This is a genomic window from Amycolatopsis sp. NPDC003731, assembly GCF_053586895.1.
Map to the genome: position 1 here is coordinate 1 of NZ_JBSFNC010000195.1, position 14,157 is coordinate 14,157.

At 72.5% G+C, this 14,157-nt stretch carries 13 protein-coding genes and 1 pseudogene; 5 read left to right on the forward strand and 9 right to left on the reverse strand.

Annotated features, from left to right (window positions below; all coding sequences use genetic code 11):
* Positions 1–130: 130 nt before the first annotated feature.
* The 7 genes from ACWDN5_RS42485 to cbiE are packed head-to-tail and all read right to left on the reverse strand — an operon-like array spanning position 131 to position 7,826.
* On the reverse strand, positions 131–3,223 hold the full coding sequence (locus ACWDN5_RS42485; protein WP_449680253.1) for an arabinosyltransferase domain-containing protein: 3,093 nt from the start codon (positions 3,221–3,223) through the stop codon (positions 131–133).
* A gap of 18 nt (positions 3,224–3,241) precedes the next feature.
* Positions 3,242–3,901 carry a 5,6-dimethylbenzimidazole synthase gene (gene bluB / locus ACWDN5_RS42490; RefSeq protein WP_449680254.1) on the reverse strand — a complete coding sequence of 220 codons (660 nt, stop codon included), beginning with the start codon at positions 3,899–3,901 and terminating at the stop codon, positions 3,242–3,244.
* Entirely contained in the window at positions 3,898–4,617 is a 720-nt protein-coding gene (locus ACWDN5_RS42495) for a cobalt-precorrin-6A reductase (protein WP_310971200.1), read from the reverse strand. Before ACWDN5_RS42495 ends, bluB begins: the two co-directional genes overlap by 4 nt.
* A complete protein-coding gene (locus ACWDN5_RS42500) occupies positions 4,614–5,630 on the reverse strand; it encodes a Gfo/Idh/MocA family protein (RefSeq protein WP_310971201.1) in 1,017 nt (338 codons plus the stop codon). Before ACWDN5_RS42500 ends, ACWDN5_RS42495 begins: the two co-directional genes overlap by 4 nt.
* A complete protein-coding gene (gene cobM / locus ACWDN5_RS42505; RefSeq protein ID WP_449680255.1) occupies positions 5,627–6,388 on the reverse strand; it encodes a precorrin-4 C(11)-methyltransferase in 762 nt (253 codons plus the stop codon). The genes ACWDN5_RS42500 and cobM overlap by 4 nt, the downstream gene beginning before the upstream one ends.
* Positions 6,385–6,630: a hypothetical protein gene (locus ACWDN5_RS42510; protein ID WP_449680256.1), complete on the reverse strand. Its 246-nt coding sequence runs from the start codon at positions 6,628–6,630 to the stop codon at positions 6,385–6,387. Before ACWDN5_RS42510 ends, cobM begins: the two co-directional genes overlap by 4 nt.
* Complete coding sequence (gene cbiE / locus ACWDN5_RS42515; protein WP_449680257.1) at positions 6,627–7,826, reverse strand: precorrin-6y C5,15-methyltransferase (decarboxylating) subunit CbiE; 1,200 nt, start codon at positions 7,824–7,826, stop codon at positions 6,627–6,629. The genes ACWDN5_RS42510 and cbiE overlap by 4 nt, the downstream gene beginning before the upstream one ends.
* Before the next feature lie 43 nt (positions 7,827–7,869).
* On the opposite strand from cbiE, the gene ACWDN5_RS42520 reads away from it, so the two are divergent.
* The 5 genes from ACWDN5_RS42520 to ACWDN5_RS42540 all read left to right on the forward strand — a co-directional run bounded on the left by ACWDN5_RS42520 (position 7,870) and on the right by ACWDN5_RS42540 (position 13,203).
* Positions 7,870–9,816 carry a putative cobaltochelatase gene (locus ACWDN5_RS42520; RefSeq protein ID WP_449680258.1) on the forward strand — a complete coding sequence of 649 codons (1,947 nt, stop codon included), beginning with the start codon at positions 7,870–7,872 and terminating at the stop codon, positions 9,814–9,816.
* The gene (cobO, locus tag ACWDN5_RS42525; RefSeq protein WP_310971206.1) at positions 9,816–10,430 is read left to right on the forward strand and encodes a cob(I)yrinic acid a,c-diamide adenosyltransferase; all 615 of its coding nucleotides are present in this window, start codon (positions 9,816–9,818) and stop codon (positions 10,428–10,430) included. Before ACWDN5_RS42520 ends, cobO begins: the two co-directional genes overlap by 1 nt.
* The gene (locus tag ACWDN5_RS42530) at positions 10,424–11,755 is read left to right on the forward strand and encodes a cobyrinate a,c-diamide synthase (protein WP_449680259.1); all 1,332 of its coding nucleotides are present in this window, start codon (positions 10,424–10,426) and stop codon (positions 11,753–11,755) included. The genes cobO and ACWDN5_RS42530 overlap by 7 nt, the downstream gene beginning before the upstream one ends.
* Positions 11,748–12,764: an Rv2231c family pyridoxal phosphate-dependent protein CobC gene (cobC, locus tag ACWDN5_RS42535; RefSeq protein ID WP_449680260.1), complete on the forward strand. Its 1,017-nt coding sequence runs from the start codon at positions 11,748–11,750 to the stop codon at positions 12,762–12,764. The genes ACWDN5_RS42530 and cobC overlap by 8 nt, the downstream gene beginning before the upstream one ends.
* 82 nt (positions 12,765–12,846) lie before the next feature.
* Entirely contained in the window at positions 12,847–13,203 is a 357-nt protein-coding gene (locus ACWDN5_RS42540; RefSeq protein WP_449680261.1) for a VOC family protein, read from the forward strand.
* Here the strand turns inward: ACWDN5_RS42540 and ACWDN5_RS42545 are convergent.
* Complete coding sequence (locus ACWDN5_RS42545) at positions 13,187–13,873, reverse strand: helix-turn-helix transcriptional regulator (protein WP_449680262.1); 687 nt, start codon at positions 13,871–13,873, stop codon at positions 13,187–13,189. The genes ACWDN5_RS42540 and ACWDN5_RS42545 overlap by 17 nt on opposite strands.
* Positions 13,874–13,909: 36 nt before the next feature.
* Positions 13,910–14,157: pseudogene (locus tag ACWDN5_RS42550) on the reverse strand (hypothetical protein); the annotation flags it as partial.

Below are 14,157 nucleotides of genomic sequence, written 5' to 3' on the forward strand. Positions count from 1 at the left end.
TTTTTCCCCACCCCCCGCTCTTCCGATCCCCTACAACGGCATGTTCTGCACCCCCCGCCGCTACTTGGTCTCCCGGGGCGGGTCGTGAGTGGTAAAGCGGGTTCTAACCCGCCTTACCACTCACGACGGGTCAACGCGTCGGGTCCTTGCCGTTCGGCTGGCGGGGTCCCGGACCCGGTGACCACCAGCCCGGCACCGTCTTCTCGCCGTGGACGATCGTCGGGGCGATGCCCTCGGTGAACGGCTCGATCTGCAGCAGCTGGCCCCACGACTGGCTCGGCTGGCCGATCAGATAGCTCGGCACCTCCGGCTCCTCGGCCAGCTCCTCCAGCCAGCCGATCGGGCCGCCGTTCGTCGAAGACGCCCACTGGGCTTCGTCCGCCAGGCCGCCGGCCGTGATGCGGTAGTCCGGGACCTGGGAGATGCCGTCGTGGCTGGTCACCGGCTGGACGCACGGGTACACGAACGACGCCGGCCAGTCCACGTACACCGGCTTCGAGCCGATGCGGTCCGTCAGCGTCGTGAACGTCGGGACGCGCGGCGCCGACGCCGCGATCCAGCCGTCCTCCGTCAGGTCGTTGTCCACGATGTTGATGCGGACCGCGTTCGTCTCCGGCGGCAGGTCGCGCAGGTTGATGCGGGTGTCGTTCCAGCCGCCCGTGCCCGACCCCGGCGGCAGCATGAACTGGCTGCGCAGCACCTTCACGCCGTCCGGGGTGTCGACGCCGTAGTCGAGGCTGACCGACGTCGGGCGGCGGGCCGCCCCGGCCGTCGCCACCACGATCTGGCCGTCCGCCGGCTTCTCCGTCAGCGCGTACCAGTCGCTGCGCAGCCGGCCGGCGCGCGTCTCCGGGTCGAGGTAACTCGACCACATCGGCACCTTCTCCGGGGTGAACCCGTGCGGCGGCTCGGCCAGTGGGTCCTTGTCGTCGACCGGGCGGGTGTGGAAGCCGGTCTGCACGCGGCCGTTGTCCTGGTCGGGGTTCGGCAGCGGGGACTCGGGCTCCTTGGGCTTCTCCGCGACGGTCCGCTGCTCGGCCTGCGGGTGCAGGATGCTCGTCGCCGCGTCGCGCTCGACCATGACGTGGTCGGAGAGGTTACAGCTCTTGCCGAACAGGTGCCCGACGTTCGCCGCGCCCAGGCTGTAGCTGCCGGACTGGTTGTGGATCGCCCACGCCATCGTGACGAACTCGCCCGCCGCCACCAGGCCGCAGACCACCACCAGCGACAGCGACCCGAGCCGCAGCGCGCGCAGCCGGCCTTCCTGGGGCTGGTCCGGCAGGCCCGGGCGGTGCGCGCGGACGTTCTCGACGAACGCGTATATCCCGGCGATCGCGGCCGCGACCAGCAGGATCGTCGACAGCGGGAGGCCGCCGATCGACGGGGCCACGTTCGTCCACTGGACGCCGAGGCGGGAGACGAACCAGTACGTGTTCGGCCCGGTCGCGGCCAGCGCGGCGACCACCAGCAGCGCCGCGAGGAACGCCGCGCGGTTGCGCTGGGACCGCAGCACCGTCGAGCTGGTCGCGAGCGCGGCCAGGGCCGCCATCGACGCGCCGACCGCGGCGAACGCGCCGAAGTGGTGCGTCCACTTCGTCGGCGTCAGGGCCAGGAGCAGGAAGAACAGCGCCGTGGTGCCGATCAGGCGGCGGGCCGGGCCGAGCGCCGCGCCGGGGATCCGGCTGCGGCGCAGCAGCACCACCAGGCAGGTGGCGGTACAGAGGACGACCAGCAGCACCGGGAACCGGCGTGGCGCCGAACCGTCCGGCAGGTCGGCGAACAGCAGCTGGTAGCGCGCGAGCTCCTGGAACCACGACAGGTTCGGGCCGACCTGGGTCCGGATCCGGGTCGCTTCCTGGACGGTCGCGAACGTCTGGTCGGCGAACACCACGACCAGCACGAGCAGTCCCGCGGCGGCGACCGGCGCCAGCACCGGCAGCCAGCCGCTCTCGTTCGCGCGCTGCCGGATCAGCTTGAACAGCGGGCGCGCGGCGACCAGGAACGGCGCCACCGCGATCAGCCCGGTCGGCGTCGCGGCCAGGGTGAACCCGGCTGCGGTCAGGCCGAGGCACAGCGGCAGCAGCCGCCGCGTCACCAGCGTGCGCTCGACCGCACAGATCGCCAGCAGCGAGCCGAGCGCGGCCACCGGTTCCGGGCGGACGCCGTTGTTGTAGGGCATCCACCAGATCAGGAACACCGTCGCCGCGGCCCAGCTGGCCGGGCGGCTGGTGCGGATCTGGCTGCCGAGGCGCGGCATCACCTCGCGGCTGATCAGCAGCCAGCTCAGCACGCCGAGCAGGAACGACGGCAGTCGGATCCACGGCGGCACCGTGCTGACGTGCGTCATCAGCTCGAAGACGTGGTAGAACCAGCCGAACGGTGCCTCGGCGACCCCGAACCAGCGGTGGTAGTTCGTCAGGTAGCCGGTCGCCTCGGTGACCCGGGCCATCGTGAGGATGTAGCCGTCGTCCGAGGTCACCGGCCCGATGAAGACCCACGCGCCGAGCGCGATGATCACCGTCGCGTCCCGCGCGGTCAGCCGCCACCAGCCGACCGGCGCCCAGCGCGGCGCGCGTCTCGCGAAGCCGGAGTCGCGCCGCCAGACCGCGATCAGGCAGCCGATCAGCGACAGCACGGCGAGCACGCCGACGACGATCTTCAGCGCGGTCGGCGACGTCTGGTACCGCGTGTCCGGCACGACCGAAACGTGCAGGCCGGCGATCGGGTCCTTGCTCGAGTTGATCGACGAGTAGATGCCGACCAGCCGCGGGCGGACGTCGCCGTTCGCGTGGAAGATCGGCGTCCCGGCGACGGCCAGGGTCATCTGCGTCGCGTCGACGTCCAGCTCGACGTCGCACTTCTCGGCGGGCAGCGGCTGCTGGGCGATCTGCTGACCCTGGCTCGAGGCGAACAGCACGCCGTTGTCGATGCGCAGCTGCAGGCCGACGCCCTTGCCGGCGTTCGGGTCGGTGCGGCCGTCCGGCACGGTGGCGAACAGCAGGCCCGGACCGTTCGTGCGGGCGTCGACCGAGCGGATGGTCGCGCACGGCACCTCGGCCCGCAGGTCCTGGGCCCAGTACCCGGTCAAGGGCGCGTTGACGGAGCGGGTGTCGCTGCCGGTCGGCCAGACGACCTCCGCCGTGTCCTGCACCACCGGCAGGAAGGGGAAAGCCAGCGCGCACAAGGCCGAGAGCAACCCCAGCGCTACGGCAATCAGACGCATCGGCGCAACGCTAACGGGTCAGAGGTCGGCGGCTGACGCAGCCCCCGGGTCACGCCGGGTGAACCGCCCGTGGTGTATCGCCGCGGACAGCGGGCGGCGGCTGCGCCAACCGTGGCGTTCGAGGTCCGGAACGGCCGCCAGCTCGCCGACCGGCCCGGTGCAGAGCCACGCGACCGGCCGGACGCCGTCCGGGATGCCGAGCAGCTCGCTCAGGAAGGGCTCGCGGTAGAAGCTCACCCAGCCGACACCCAGGCCTTCCGCGGTCGCGGCGAGCCAGAGGTTCTGGATCGCGAGGCACACCGAGTAGAGCCCGGCGTCGGCGATGGCGTGCCGGCCGAGCACGTCGGGCGCGCCACGCGCCGGGTCGTAGGTGACGACGATGCCGAGGCTCGCCTCGAGGATGCCTTCGATCTTGATGTTCGCGAAGGTGCCGGCGCGGTCTTCGCCGAGCTGCCCGGCGAAGACCTCACGCTCCTCGTGGACGTGCTTCGCGAACTTCTCGCGCGTCGTGACGTCGTCGACCAGCACGAAATCCCACGGCTGAGTGAGCCCGACGCTCGGCGCGGCGTGCGCGGCCTCGAGGATCCGCGTCAGCGTGGCCTCGGGGATCGGCTCGCCGGTGAACTCGCCGCGGACGTCCCGCCGCTTGCGCAGGACTTCGTAGAACTCTTCGATCATCGGTGCAGGACCCATTCGACGGCTTCGGGGACGGTTTCGGCGGTCTCCGTACGCGGCCGCGCAGGCCGCCGGACCACGACGACGGGCTTCCCGAGCTCACGGGCCGCGGTCAGCTTCGCGCTGGTCTGCGGGCCGCCGGAGTCTTTGGTGACCAGGACGTCGACCCGGCCGAGCAGCGCCCGTTCGGCGGCCACCTCGTACGGCCCGCGCGCGAGGAGGAGTTCGTGGTGCCGCGGCAGCGGCGGCTCGGGCGGGTCGACGCACCGGATGAGGAACCACAGGTCGTCGAGGTGCGCGAAGGCCGGGAGACCCTGGCGGCCGCTGGTGAGGAACACGCGTTTGCCCAGGTGGGGGAGCTGCCGGGCGGCGTCGGCGAGGTCGTCGGCCCAGTGCCAGACGTCCTGCGGGCCCGCTTGCCAGCCCGGCCGCGCGAGCCGCAGCAGGGGCGTGTTCGTTCGCTCGGCCGCTTCCGCCGCGTTCGCGCCGATGCGTTCGGCGAAGGGGTGCGTCGCGTCCACGACGGCGGTGATCTGGTTCTCGCGCAGGTACCGCGCGAGGCCCTCGGGGCCGCCGAAGCCGCCGACGCGCACTTCGCCGACCGGGAGCCTTGGCCGTGCGACGCGCCCCGCGAGCGAAGAGACAACGCGCACTTCGCGCGCGGAGAGCGCTTCGGCGAGCTGACGGGCTTCGCCGGTCCCGCCGAGGATGAGGATCACGAGGAACGCCCGTAGCCGACGGCCTCGCGCCAGCGGTCCAGCGTGCGCAGGTTGGCGAGGGTCTCCGCCCAGGTCAGCTCGGGTGCCTGCCGGTCATCGACGTGCGCGGCGACGTGGTCCGCTTCGCGCGCGAAGACGCCCTGGGTGGCTTCGACCTCGATGACCTCCGGCTCGCCGCCCGCCGGGGTCAGGATGATCTGCGAGACGCCGGGCTTGCGCAGCGGGTGGATCCACGCCGGCTCCGGGATGTGGATCTGCCCGCCCGAGCCGAAGACGCGGATGCCGTCCTCGCGGGTCAGCCGGATCCCGCACGAGATCGTCGCGAGGATGTCGCCGGGCAGGCGCAGCAGGCCGGTCGCCCACTCGTCGACGCCGGTGGCGGACAGGTGCGCCATTCCGCTGACCTCGGACGGCTCGACGACGTCCTGCCCGGTCGCGGCCTGCGCGACCAGCCGGGAGAGGGACGTGCAGTAGCAGCCGACGTCCAGGATCCCGCCGCCACCGAGCGCCGGGTCGCTCAGCCGGGCGGTCTCCTCGGGGTTGCTGTCGAAGGAGAAGGTGGTGTCCACCGCGCGGACCTCGCCGATGGCGCCGGACGAGATCAGCTCGGCCAGCCGCCGCGTCTGCGGGTGCAGCCGGTACATGAACGCCTCCATCAGAAAGACGTCGTGCGCCCGAGCGGCGGCGATCACCTCCTCGGCATCGGCCGCGGTGATCGTCAGCGGCTTCTCGCAGAGGACGTGCTTCCCGGCTTCGGCGGCGGCGATGGCCCACTGCTTGTGCAGCGCGTGCGGCGTCGAGACGTACACGGCGTCGATGTCCGGATCGGCGAGGAGCTCTTCATAGCTGCCGTAGGCCTTCGGGATGTCGAAGCGCGTGGCGAAGTCCCGCGCCCGGCCGGCGTCCCGCGCGGCGACGGCGCCGAGGACGCCGTGTTTGCTTTCGTCGACGCCCGCGGCGAAGTGGGCAGCGATCGTCCCGGCGGCCAGCAGGCCCCAGCGCAGTTCCGTCACAACGACTCCGGTTGGTTCGCCCGGTCCCGGGCACTCGAGTAGAGGAAGCTGTCGGGAAAGTTCGTCGCGGCGAGCACCCGCCCGACGAAGATGGTGGCCGCGCGCGTCATCCCGGCTTCGCGCACGAGGACGGGCAGTTCGCCGAGCACCCCGCGCACGACGGTCTCCCCGGGCTGGCTCGCGAGCGCGACGACGGCGACCGGGCAGTCCTCGCCGTAGTGGGGCCTGAGCTCGTCGGCCACCCGTTCGACGTGGTTGATGGCGAGGTGCAGCGCCAGCGTGGCCCCGGTCGCGGCAAAGGCGGCGAGGGTCTCGCCGGGCGGCATCTTGGTGGAGCGTGCCTGAACGCGCGTGATCACCAGGCTCTGCCCGATTTCGGGCACGGTGAGCTCCCGCTTCAGCGCGGCGGCCGAAGCGGCGAAGGCGGGCACGCCGGGCACGACCTCGTAGGGAACACCGGCCGCATCGAGCCGCCGCACCTGCTCGGCGACGGCGCTGTAGAGCGACGGATCGCCCGAGCACAGCCGCGCGACCTCGTGCCCGGCAGCGTGGGCCTCGACGAGCTTCGCGACGATCTGCTCGAGGCTGAGGTTCGCCGTGTCGACGAGCTCGGCCCCGGGCGGGCAGTACGCGAGCAGGTCGGGTGGCGTCATGCTGCCGGGGTAGAGGCAGACACCGCAGCGCGCGAGCAGATCCCGGCCCCGCACGGTGATGAGGTCGGCGGCCCCGGGCCCGGCGCCGATGAAGTGCACGGTCATCGGCTGCTCCGGAGAGCCGCGCCGGCGCGCGCCGCCGCCTGGGCGACGTCGGGCTGCCGGCCCGTGGCCAGGTGCGCGGCTTCGCGCCGGTCCGCCGGAGCCCCGGTGGACTCGGGCTCGCGGCTCGCGGCCGTTGGCCGAGCGCCGGTCATCGGCTGCCCTGCGGGCATGGCCGCCCAGCCGGTGGCCTCGTGCCGGCCCGCCGGTGACCCCGCGAAGCCCGGGTAGGCGTGCGCTCTCACTGGCTGCTCCACTGGGTCACGACCCGCGCCGGGGTCCAGCCCGTGAAGCCGCCCAGGGGGGCCGCTCGCTCCACGCCGATCCGCAGGAGCTCGCCTCCGTGCTGCTCGTACGCCCGGGCCAGCACCTGCTCGGCCTCCAGCGTCACCCCGTGCGCCACCACCCGTGCGCCGGTGGCCACGCACGCGTCCAGTACGCCCGGCGCCGTCACGCCGCCTCCGATGAAGACCGCGTCCGGTGCGGGCAGCGCGCTCAGCGCTTCCGGTGCTTCCCCCGCCACCACCTCCAGTTCCGGTACTCCCAGGTCCAATGCGTTCCGGCCGATCCGCTCGGCCCGCTCCGCGGAGCGTTCGATCGCGACCGCACGGTTGAGCCCGTGCAGCCGGGACCACTCGATGCCGACGCTGCCCGCGCCCGCGCCGACGTCCCACAACAACTCGCCGGGACTCGGCGCGAGGCGGGCCAGCGCCGACACTCGGAGGTCGCGCTTGGTCAACTGCCCGTCGTGGGCGTACACGTCGTCCGGGATGCCGATCAGCGGCAACGCCGGACCCGTGCACTCCAGCGCGAACACCGTCAGCGGTCCGGGATCGCCGGCCCAGCCGTCGGAGATGCGCTCGTCGGGCCCGCCCAGGTTCTCCAACGCGATCAGCTCGCTCTCGCCATAACCCCGCACGGTGAGCAGGGAGCGCAAAGCGGGCGCGTCGGCACCCAGGACGAGCACTCGCCGGCGCGGCGCCAGCACCCGGGCGACGCGGGCGGACGACCGGCCGACGATGGTGACCACCTCGGTCTCCTCGGCGGACCAGCCCAGCCGTGCCCGGGCCAGTGTCACCGAGGAGAGCGCAGGCAGCGCCTCGACCTCGTATCCATGGGCCACCAGTGTGGCACCCACCCCCGACAAAAACGGATCTCCGCTGGCCAGGACGCAAATCCGGGCGCCTTCGTGCTCGGCGATGACCGCGTCCAGCCCCGGCAGCAACGGCGTCGGCCACGCCTGCGCCGGGACGTCCTCGGGCAGGTAACCCAGCTGCCGGGGCGCCCCCAGCACGACGTCGGCGGCAAGCACCGCGGACTTGGCCTGCTCCGACAGCCCGGACCAGCCGTCGGCCCCGATCCCGACCACGGTCAGGCGGTCCGCTCCGGCAGCCGGTGGACGTGATTCTTCGCGCACGATTTCCCACCCTAAGCGAGGCATGCGCTGTGCGATGATCGGCCGGTCGCCGACCTCAGGAGCGCTGTTGAAGCCGTACCCGTTCACCGCCGTCGTCGGGCTGCCGGACCTGCGCCTGGCGCTGGTCCTCTCCTCGATTTCACCCGCCGTCGGCGGGGTGCTGGTGCGCGGCGAAAAGGGCACCGCGAAGTCGACCATGGTCCGCGCGCTCGCGGGCCTGCTGCCCGGTGTCGACGTCGTCGACGGCTGCCGGTTCTCCTGCGATCCCGCGGCGCCCGACCCGCTCTGCCCGGACGGCCCGCACGACGGCGCGACCGGCCACCGACGTCCCGCGAAGCTGGTCGAACTCCCGGTCGGCGCGGCCGAAGACCGCGTCATCGGGAGCCTGCACCTCGAACGCGCCCTCGCCGAGGGCGTCACGGACTTCCAGCCCGGCCTGCTCGCCGCCGCACACCGCGGGCTGCTCTACGTCGACGAGGTCAACCTGCTGCACGACCACCTCGTCGACACCCTCCTCGACGCCGCCGCGATGGGCCGCGCGACCGTGGAACGTGAAGGCGTTTCGGTCTCGCACGCGGCCCGGTTCGTGCTGATCGGCACCATGAACCCCGAAGAGGGCGAACTGCGGCCCCAGCTGCTGGATCGGTTCGGGCTGACCGTCGAGGTCGCCTCCAGCCGCGACCCGGAGCAGCGCGTCGAGGTCGTCCGCCGTCGCCTGGCCTACGAAGCCGATCCCGACGCCTTCGCGGCGCAGTACGCCGGCGAAGACGCCCAGCTCGCGGCGGACATCGAAGCGGCGCAACGGCTTCTGCCCGCCGTCAAGCTCCCCGACGAGGCTCTGCGCCAGATCGCCGAAGTCTGTGCCTCCTTCGAGGTCGACGGCATGCGCGCGGACATCGTCACCGCCCGCACCGCGGTCGCGCACGCGGCGTGGGCCGGCCGCGACGAGGTGACCACCGAGGACGTCCGCGTCGCCGCCCGCCTCGCGCTGCCGCACCGGCGCCGCCGCAACCCGTTCGACGCGCCGGGCATCTCCGAAGAGCAGCTGGAGCAGGCCCTTCAGGACGCTCAACCGGACTCGGGACCCGAGGACGACGGCCCTGGTTCGGGGTCGGAGCCGCCTGAAGCCCCCGAACCGCCCCAGGGCAGCGAAAACGCGCCGCAAGGCGAACCGCGGCAAAGCGGCGGCCAGCAGAAGACGGTCGGCGCCGGCGAGACGTTCAAGGCCCGCGTCTTCCGCGTGAAGGGCATGGGCGAAGGCGAGCGCGGCCGCCGTTCGCGCGCGATCACCGACAGCGGCCGGACCATCGGCGTCCAGCCGGGCAGCGTCCGCGAAGGCCGGCCCCACCTGGTCGCGACCGTGAAAGCCGCGGCACCGCACCAGAAAGCCCGCGGCCGGGCCGGCGCCGGGCTGAAGCTGCGGCCGGAGGACGTCCGCTACGCACTGCGCGAAGGCCGCGAAGGCAACCTCGTGCTGTTCTGCGTCGACGCGTCCGGCTCGATGGGTGCGAAGGCGCGGATGCGCGAGGTCAAGTCCGCGGTCCTGTCGCTGCTTCTCGACGCCTACCAGCGCCGCGACAAGGTCGGGCTGGTCACGTTCCGCGGCAACGCGGCCGAACTCGCGCTGCCGCCGACGATCAGCGTCGACGCGGCCGCGTCCCGCCTCGAAGGCCTCCCGACCGGCGGCCGGACACCCCTGGCCGAGGGACTTCTGGAGGCGGCGCGCGTGCTGCGCGTCGAAGAGATCCGCGATCCACGGCGCCGTCCGCTGCTGGTCGTCGTCACCGACGGCCGCGCCACCAGCGGGCCCGACGCCGTCGCGCGCGCCCAGGCCGCGGCCGGCCTGCTCAGCGGCGTCACGACGATCGTCATGGACTGCGAGAGCGGCAAGATGCGCCTCGGCCTGGCCGCCGACCTCGCCGCCCACCTCGGCGCGGACCACGTCCCCCTCGCCGACGTCGCCGCCGACGCGCTGGCGGCCGCCGTCCGCGCCCGGACCGGAAAGGCCGCCTGATGCCGCAGGGCAAACCGGACGCCGTCCCGAACGACGGCCTGACCACGCGCCAGCGCCGCAACCGGCCGCTGCTCGCCGTGCACACCGGCGAGATGAAGGGCAAGTCGACGGCCGCGTTCGGGATGGCGTTGCGGGCTTGGAACCAGGGCTGGTCGATCGGCGTGTTCCAGTTCGTCAAGTCGGCGAAGTGGCGTGTCGGCGAGGAAGCCGCGTTCCGCGCGCTCGGCCAGCTGCACGACGACACCGGCCAGGGCGGGCCGGTCGAGTGGCACAAGATGGGCGAGGGCTGGAGCTGGGCGCGCAAGTCCGGCACCGAAGAGGACCACGCTTCGAACGCGCGGGAAGGCTGGGCGGAGATCAAGCGCCGGCTCGCGGCCGAGACGCACGACTTCTACGTCCTCGACGAGTTCTCGTACCTGCTCAAGTGGGGCTGGCTCGAGGTCGGCGACGTCGTGTCCACTCTGGTCGACCGGCCCGGGCACCAGCACGTCGTCATCACCGGCCGGTACGCGCCGCCGGAGCTCGTCGAGGCCGCCGACCTGGTCGCCGAGATGACCAAGGTCAAGCACCCGATGGACGCCGGCCAGAAGGGCCAGCGGGGGATCGAGTGGTAGCGCGGGTGGTCGTCGCCGCGCCCGGTTCCGGGCACGGCAAGACCACGATCGCCGCCGGGCTGATGGCGGCGCTGCGCGCGGCCGGGCACCGGGTGTCCGGGCACAAGGTCGGGCCGGACTTCATCGATCCGAGCTACCACGCGCTCGCGACCGGACGTCCCGCGCGCAACCTCGACCCCTTCCTCCAAGGTGAAGAACATCTGGTTCCGTTGCTGCGGCACGGTTCTCACGGCGCCGACATCGCCGTGATCGAAGGCGTGATGGGCCTGTTCGACGGCGCGCTGGGCACCGAGGGCTACGCCTCGACGGCCCACGTGGCCCGGGTGCTGGACGCGCCGGTGGTGCTGGTCGTCGACGCCTCGGCCGCCTCCCGCAGCGTCGCCGCGACCGTGCTCGGCTTCGCCCACTACGACAACCGAGTGCGGCTCGCCGGCGTCATCCTCAACAAGCTCGGCTCGCAGCGGCACCTCGACGAGATCGCGTCCGCGCTGGAAGCCACCGGTGTTCCGCTGCTGGGAGCGTTGTACCGCAACGAAGAGATCCACGCGCCGAGCCGGCACCTCGGGCTCGTTCCCGCGGCGGAACGGGCTGCGGAGGCGCAGGACGTCCTGCCCGCGCTGGCTGCCTGGGTGCGCGACGGCGTCGACCTGGAAGCGATCGTCCGGATCGCGTCGGGTGCGCCTCGGCTTTCCTCGCCGCCGTGGGAACCGTCCGGTGTGGATGGTCCGCCAGTGACGATCGCGGCGGCCGGCGGTCCGGCGTTCACCTTCCGCTACACCGAGAACATCGAGCTGCTGGAGGCGTGCGGTGTCGAGGTCGTGGACGTCGACCCGTTGCGGGACCAGGCGTTGCCCGACGGGTGCGCCGGCCTGTACTTCGGTGGCGGGTTTCCCGAGGTGCACGCGGCCGAGCTGTCGGCGAACACGGCGTTGCGTGCTGCCGTGGCTTCGGCCATCCAGGCCGGGATGCCGGTGAGCGCGGAATGCGCGGGGCTGCTGTACCTGTGCCAGTCCCTGGACGGTGTGCCGATGGTCGGCGCCGTGCCGGCGGACGCCAAGATGACCGCTCGCGGCAAGCTCGGCTACCGGCGTGCGGTCGCCGTCGAGGACAACCTGCTGGCCACGGCCGGGCAGCGCGTCACCGGGCACGAATTCCACCGCACCGAAGTGACGCCGTCACACGGCACTTCGGCCGCATGGGGCTGGGATCGGCAGCTGGACGGCTTCGCGTCACCGACGCTGCACGCGTCGTACCTGCACGTCCACTGGGCGGGGTATCCCGAGCTGGCGCAGCGGTTCGCGGCGCGGGTCCGGGCCCATGGCTGACTACGACCTGCACCACCACGGCGACCGCGAGGTGGGGCCGGGGCTGGTCGATCTCGCGGTGAACGTCCGGTTGCCGAGGCCGCCTTCGTGGCTGCAGCAGGAATTGGCTTCCGCGTTGGACTCCCTCGCCGCTTATCCGTCTACTGTGGACGCAGCGCAGGCGGTGGCCGCACGTCACGGCCGCGCACCTGAAGAAGTCCTGGTCACGGCCGGGGCGGCGGAGGCGTTCACGCTGCTCGCTTCGGCTCTGCGCCCCAGGCACGCGGTGGTCGTGCACCCGCAGTTCACCGAGCCCGAGGCGGCTTTGCGTGCTGCCGGGCACGCGGTCGAGCGGGTGATCCTGTCCGAAGAGGACGGCTTCGTGCTCGCCCCGGAGCTGGTTCCGGACGACGCGGACCTGGTGTTCGTCGGCAATCCGACCAATCCGACGTCGGTCCTGCACCCGGCGGCGTCGCTGCTCGCCCTGGCGCGCCCCGGCCGGCTGCTCGTGGTGGACGAGGCGTTCTTGGACGCGGTGCCCGGCGAGGTCGAGAGCCTGGCCGGCGGGCATCCGGGTGTCGTCGTGCTGCGCAGCTTGACGAAGACGTGGGGGCTGGCCGGCCTGCGCGCGGGGTATGTGCTCGCTCCGGCGGACGTCGTCGAGCGGCTGCGGGCGGTGCAGGTGCCGTGGTCGGTGTCCACTTTGGCCGGCGTGGCGACAGTGGCGTGCTGCCGTCCGTCCGCTTTGGAGGAGGCGGAGAAGCTGGCGGTGGCCGCGGAAGCGGACCGCGAATACCTGGTGTCGGGCCTGAGCGCGCAGGGTGTCGACGTGCTGGGTGATCCGCGCGGCCCGTTCGTGCTGGTGCGCGTTCCCGATGGCGCTTCCCTGCGCACGCGCCTGCGCGAGGCGGGCTACGCGGTGCGGCGAGGGGACACGTTCCCCGGCCTCGGCCCGGACCACCTGCGGCTGGCGGTCCGCGACCGGGTGACAACGGACGCGTTCCTGACGACTCTTCGGGAAGTTTCGTAAACACCGACAGGGGGTTGTCGTTACCGCCGCCGAGACTGGGCGCAGACCGGGAGAGGCCCGGCGTGGCAGCGGAAGGAACGACATGCCCGGATTCAACGACGTCGCCTGGTTCGAGATCGGCACCGCGGACCCGGCGGCCGCCGAACGGTTCTACGGCGAGGTGTTCGGCTGGAAGGTCGCCCAGGACACCTCGGCGAGCACCGACCCGGCCTACCGGGTGATCGACACCGGCGGCTCCCGCGGCGGGCTCTCCACGGGCACGGAGGAGTACGCGATCTTCACCGTGCTGGTCGAGGACGTCGACGCCACTTGCCGCCAGGTCGAGAAGGCCGGCGGTCGGGTCCAGCGACCACCGAGCGTCAACCCGGTCGGCGTGACGTTCGCGCACCTGCTCGACCCGGCGGGGAACCACTTCTCCGTGTTCACCCCGCCAAAGTGAGCTGGTGGACGTCGCCGTACGGGATCTCAAGGTCTTCGGGACGCAGCGGGCGTAGGGGCGGGATCTCGGCGGTCACGGTGAAGGAGACGATGCGGTCGGTGCGGAAGGCCCGGATCTCCTGGCGCAGCCGGCACCAGGCGATGAGGTACCAGTGCTCGGGCTTGCCGACGTAGCCGAGCGGCTCGATCTCCCGCCGGGTGACGGCGCCTGCGCGGTCGGTGTACCGGATGCGCAGGACGCGGCGGATGTTGAGCACCTGCGGCATCGGCGGGATCGGACCGTCGCCGAGCAGGTGGACACAGGCGGCGAGGTTCTTCGCCGCGTCCGTGTCCTCCCGCCGCATCGCGGCCACCAGCTTGCGCAGGGCCGAGCGCCCTTCGGCGCGGAAGGGGGTGCCCTCGAGGTGTCTCAGCGCCAGGGCCATGGCCACGGCCTCGGCGGGCGTCAGGTTGACCGGCGGCATGGTGTGCGCCTTGTCGAGGCAGTACCCGCCGGTGCGGCCGGGCTCGGCGTAGATCGGCGTACCCGACTGCTGCAGGGCGCTGATGTCCCGCTCGACGGTGCGGACGCTGACCTCGAACCGGTCCGCGAGCCAGCGCGCGCTGCGTGGCCGGGGCGCGACGGCGCGCAGTTCTTCGACGATGGCGTAGAGACGATCGGTTCGGTTCACCCGGATCACGATAGGAAGGGGGTACGACAGTTTCGGTTACTCGCAGAGCTGCTTGAAGTCCGTCGCGCCGGGCCGTAGGCGGAACCGGACCTCGTGGCCGAGGTGGTCGCGGAAGACCGCGGAGGCCGGTGGGGCGAGCGTCATCGTGCCTTCCTGGTACGGGTTGTCCCAGCCGGGTGGTGCGCTGCGGGCCGGGCCGATCAGTGGCGTCTCGGCCTCGTAGAACCGGTCGCCGATCTTCGCTTCGTCGACGCCGCAGTGCGTGAAGAGCGCGAAGTTCGGCA

Excerpts from the sequence above, each read along its gene's own strand:
- ACWDN5_RS42485 (WP_449680253.1), bottom strand. The coding sequence starts at position 3,223 with ATGCGTCTGATTGCCGTAGCGCTGGGGTTGCTCTCGGCCTTGTGCGCG.
- bluB (WP_449680254.1), bottom strand. The coding sequence starts at position 3,901 with ATGATCGAAGAGTTCTACGAAGTCCTGCGCAAGCGGCGGGACGTCCGC.
- cobM (WP_449680255.1), bottom strand. The coding sequence starts at position 6,388 with ATGACCGTGCACTTCATCGGCGCCGGGCCCGGGGCCGCCGACCTCATC.
- cbiE (WP_449680257.1), bottom strand. The coding sequence starts at position 7,826 with ATGCCTCGCTTAGGGTGGGAAATCGTGCGCGAAGAATCACGTCCACCG.
- cobO (WP_310971206.1), top strand. The coding sequence starts at position 9,816 with ATGCCGCAGGGCAAACCGGACGCCGTCCCGAACGACGGCCTGACCACG.
- cobC (WP_449680260.1), top strand. The coding sequence starts at position 11,748 with ATGGCTGACTACGACCTGCACCACCACGGCGACCGCGAGGTGGGGCCG.
- ACWDN5_RS42540 (WP_449680261.1), top strand. The coding sequence starts at position 12,847 with ATGCCCGGATTCAACGACGTCGCCTGGTTCGAGATCGGCACCGCGGAC.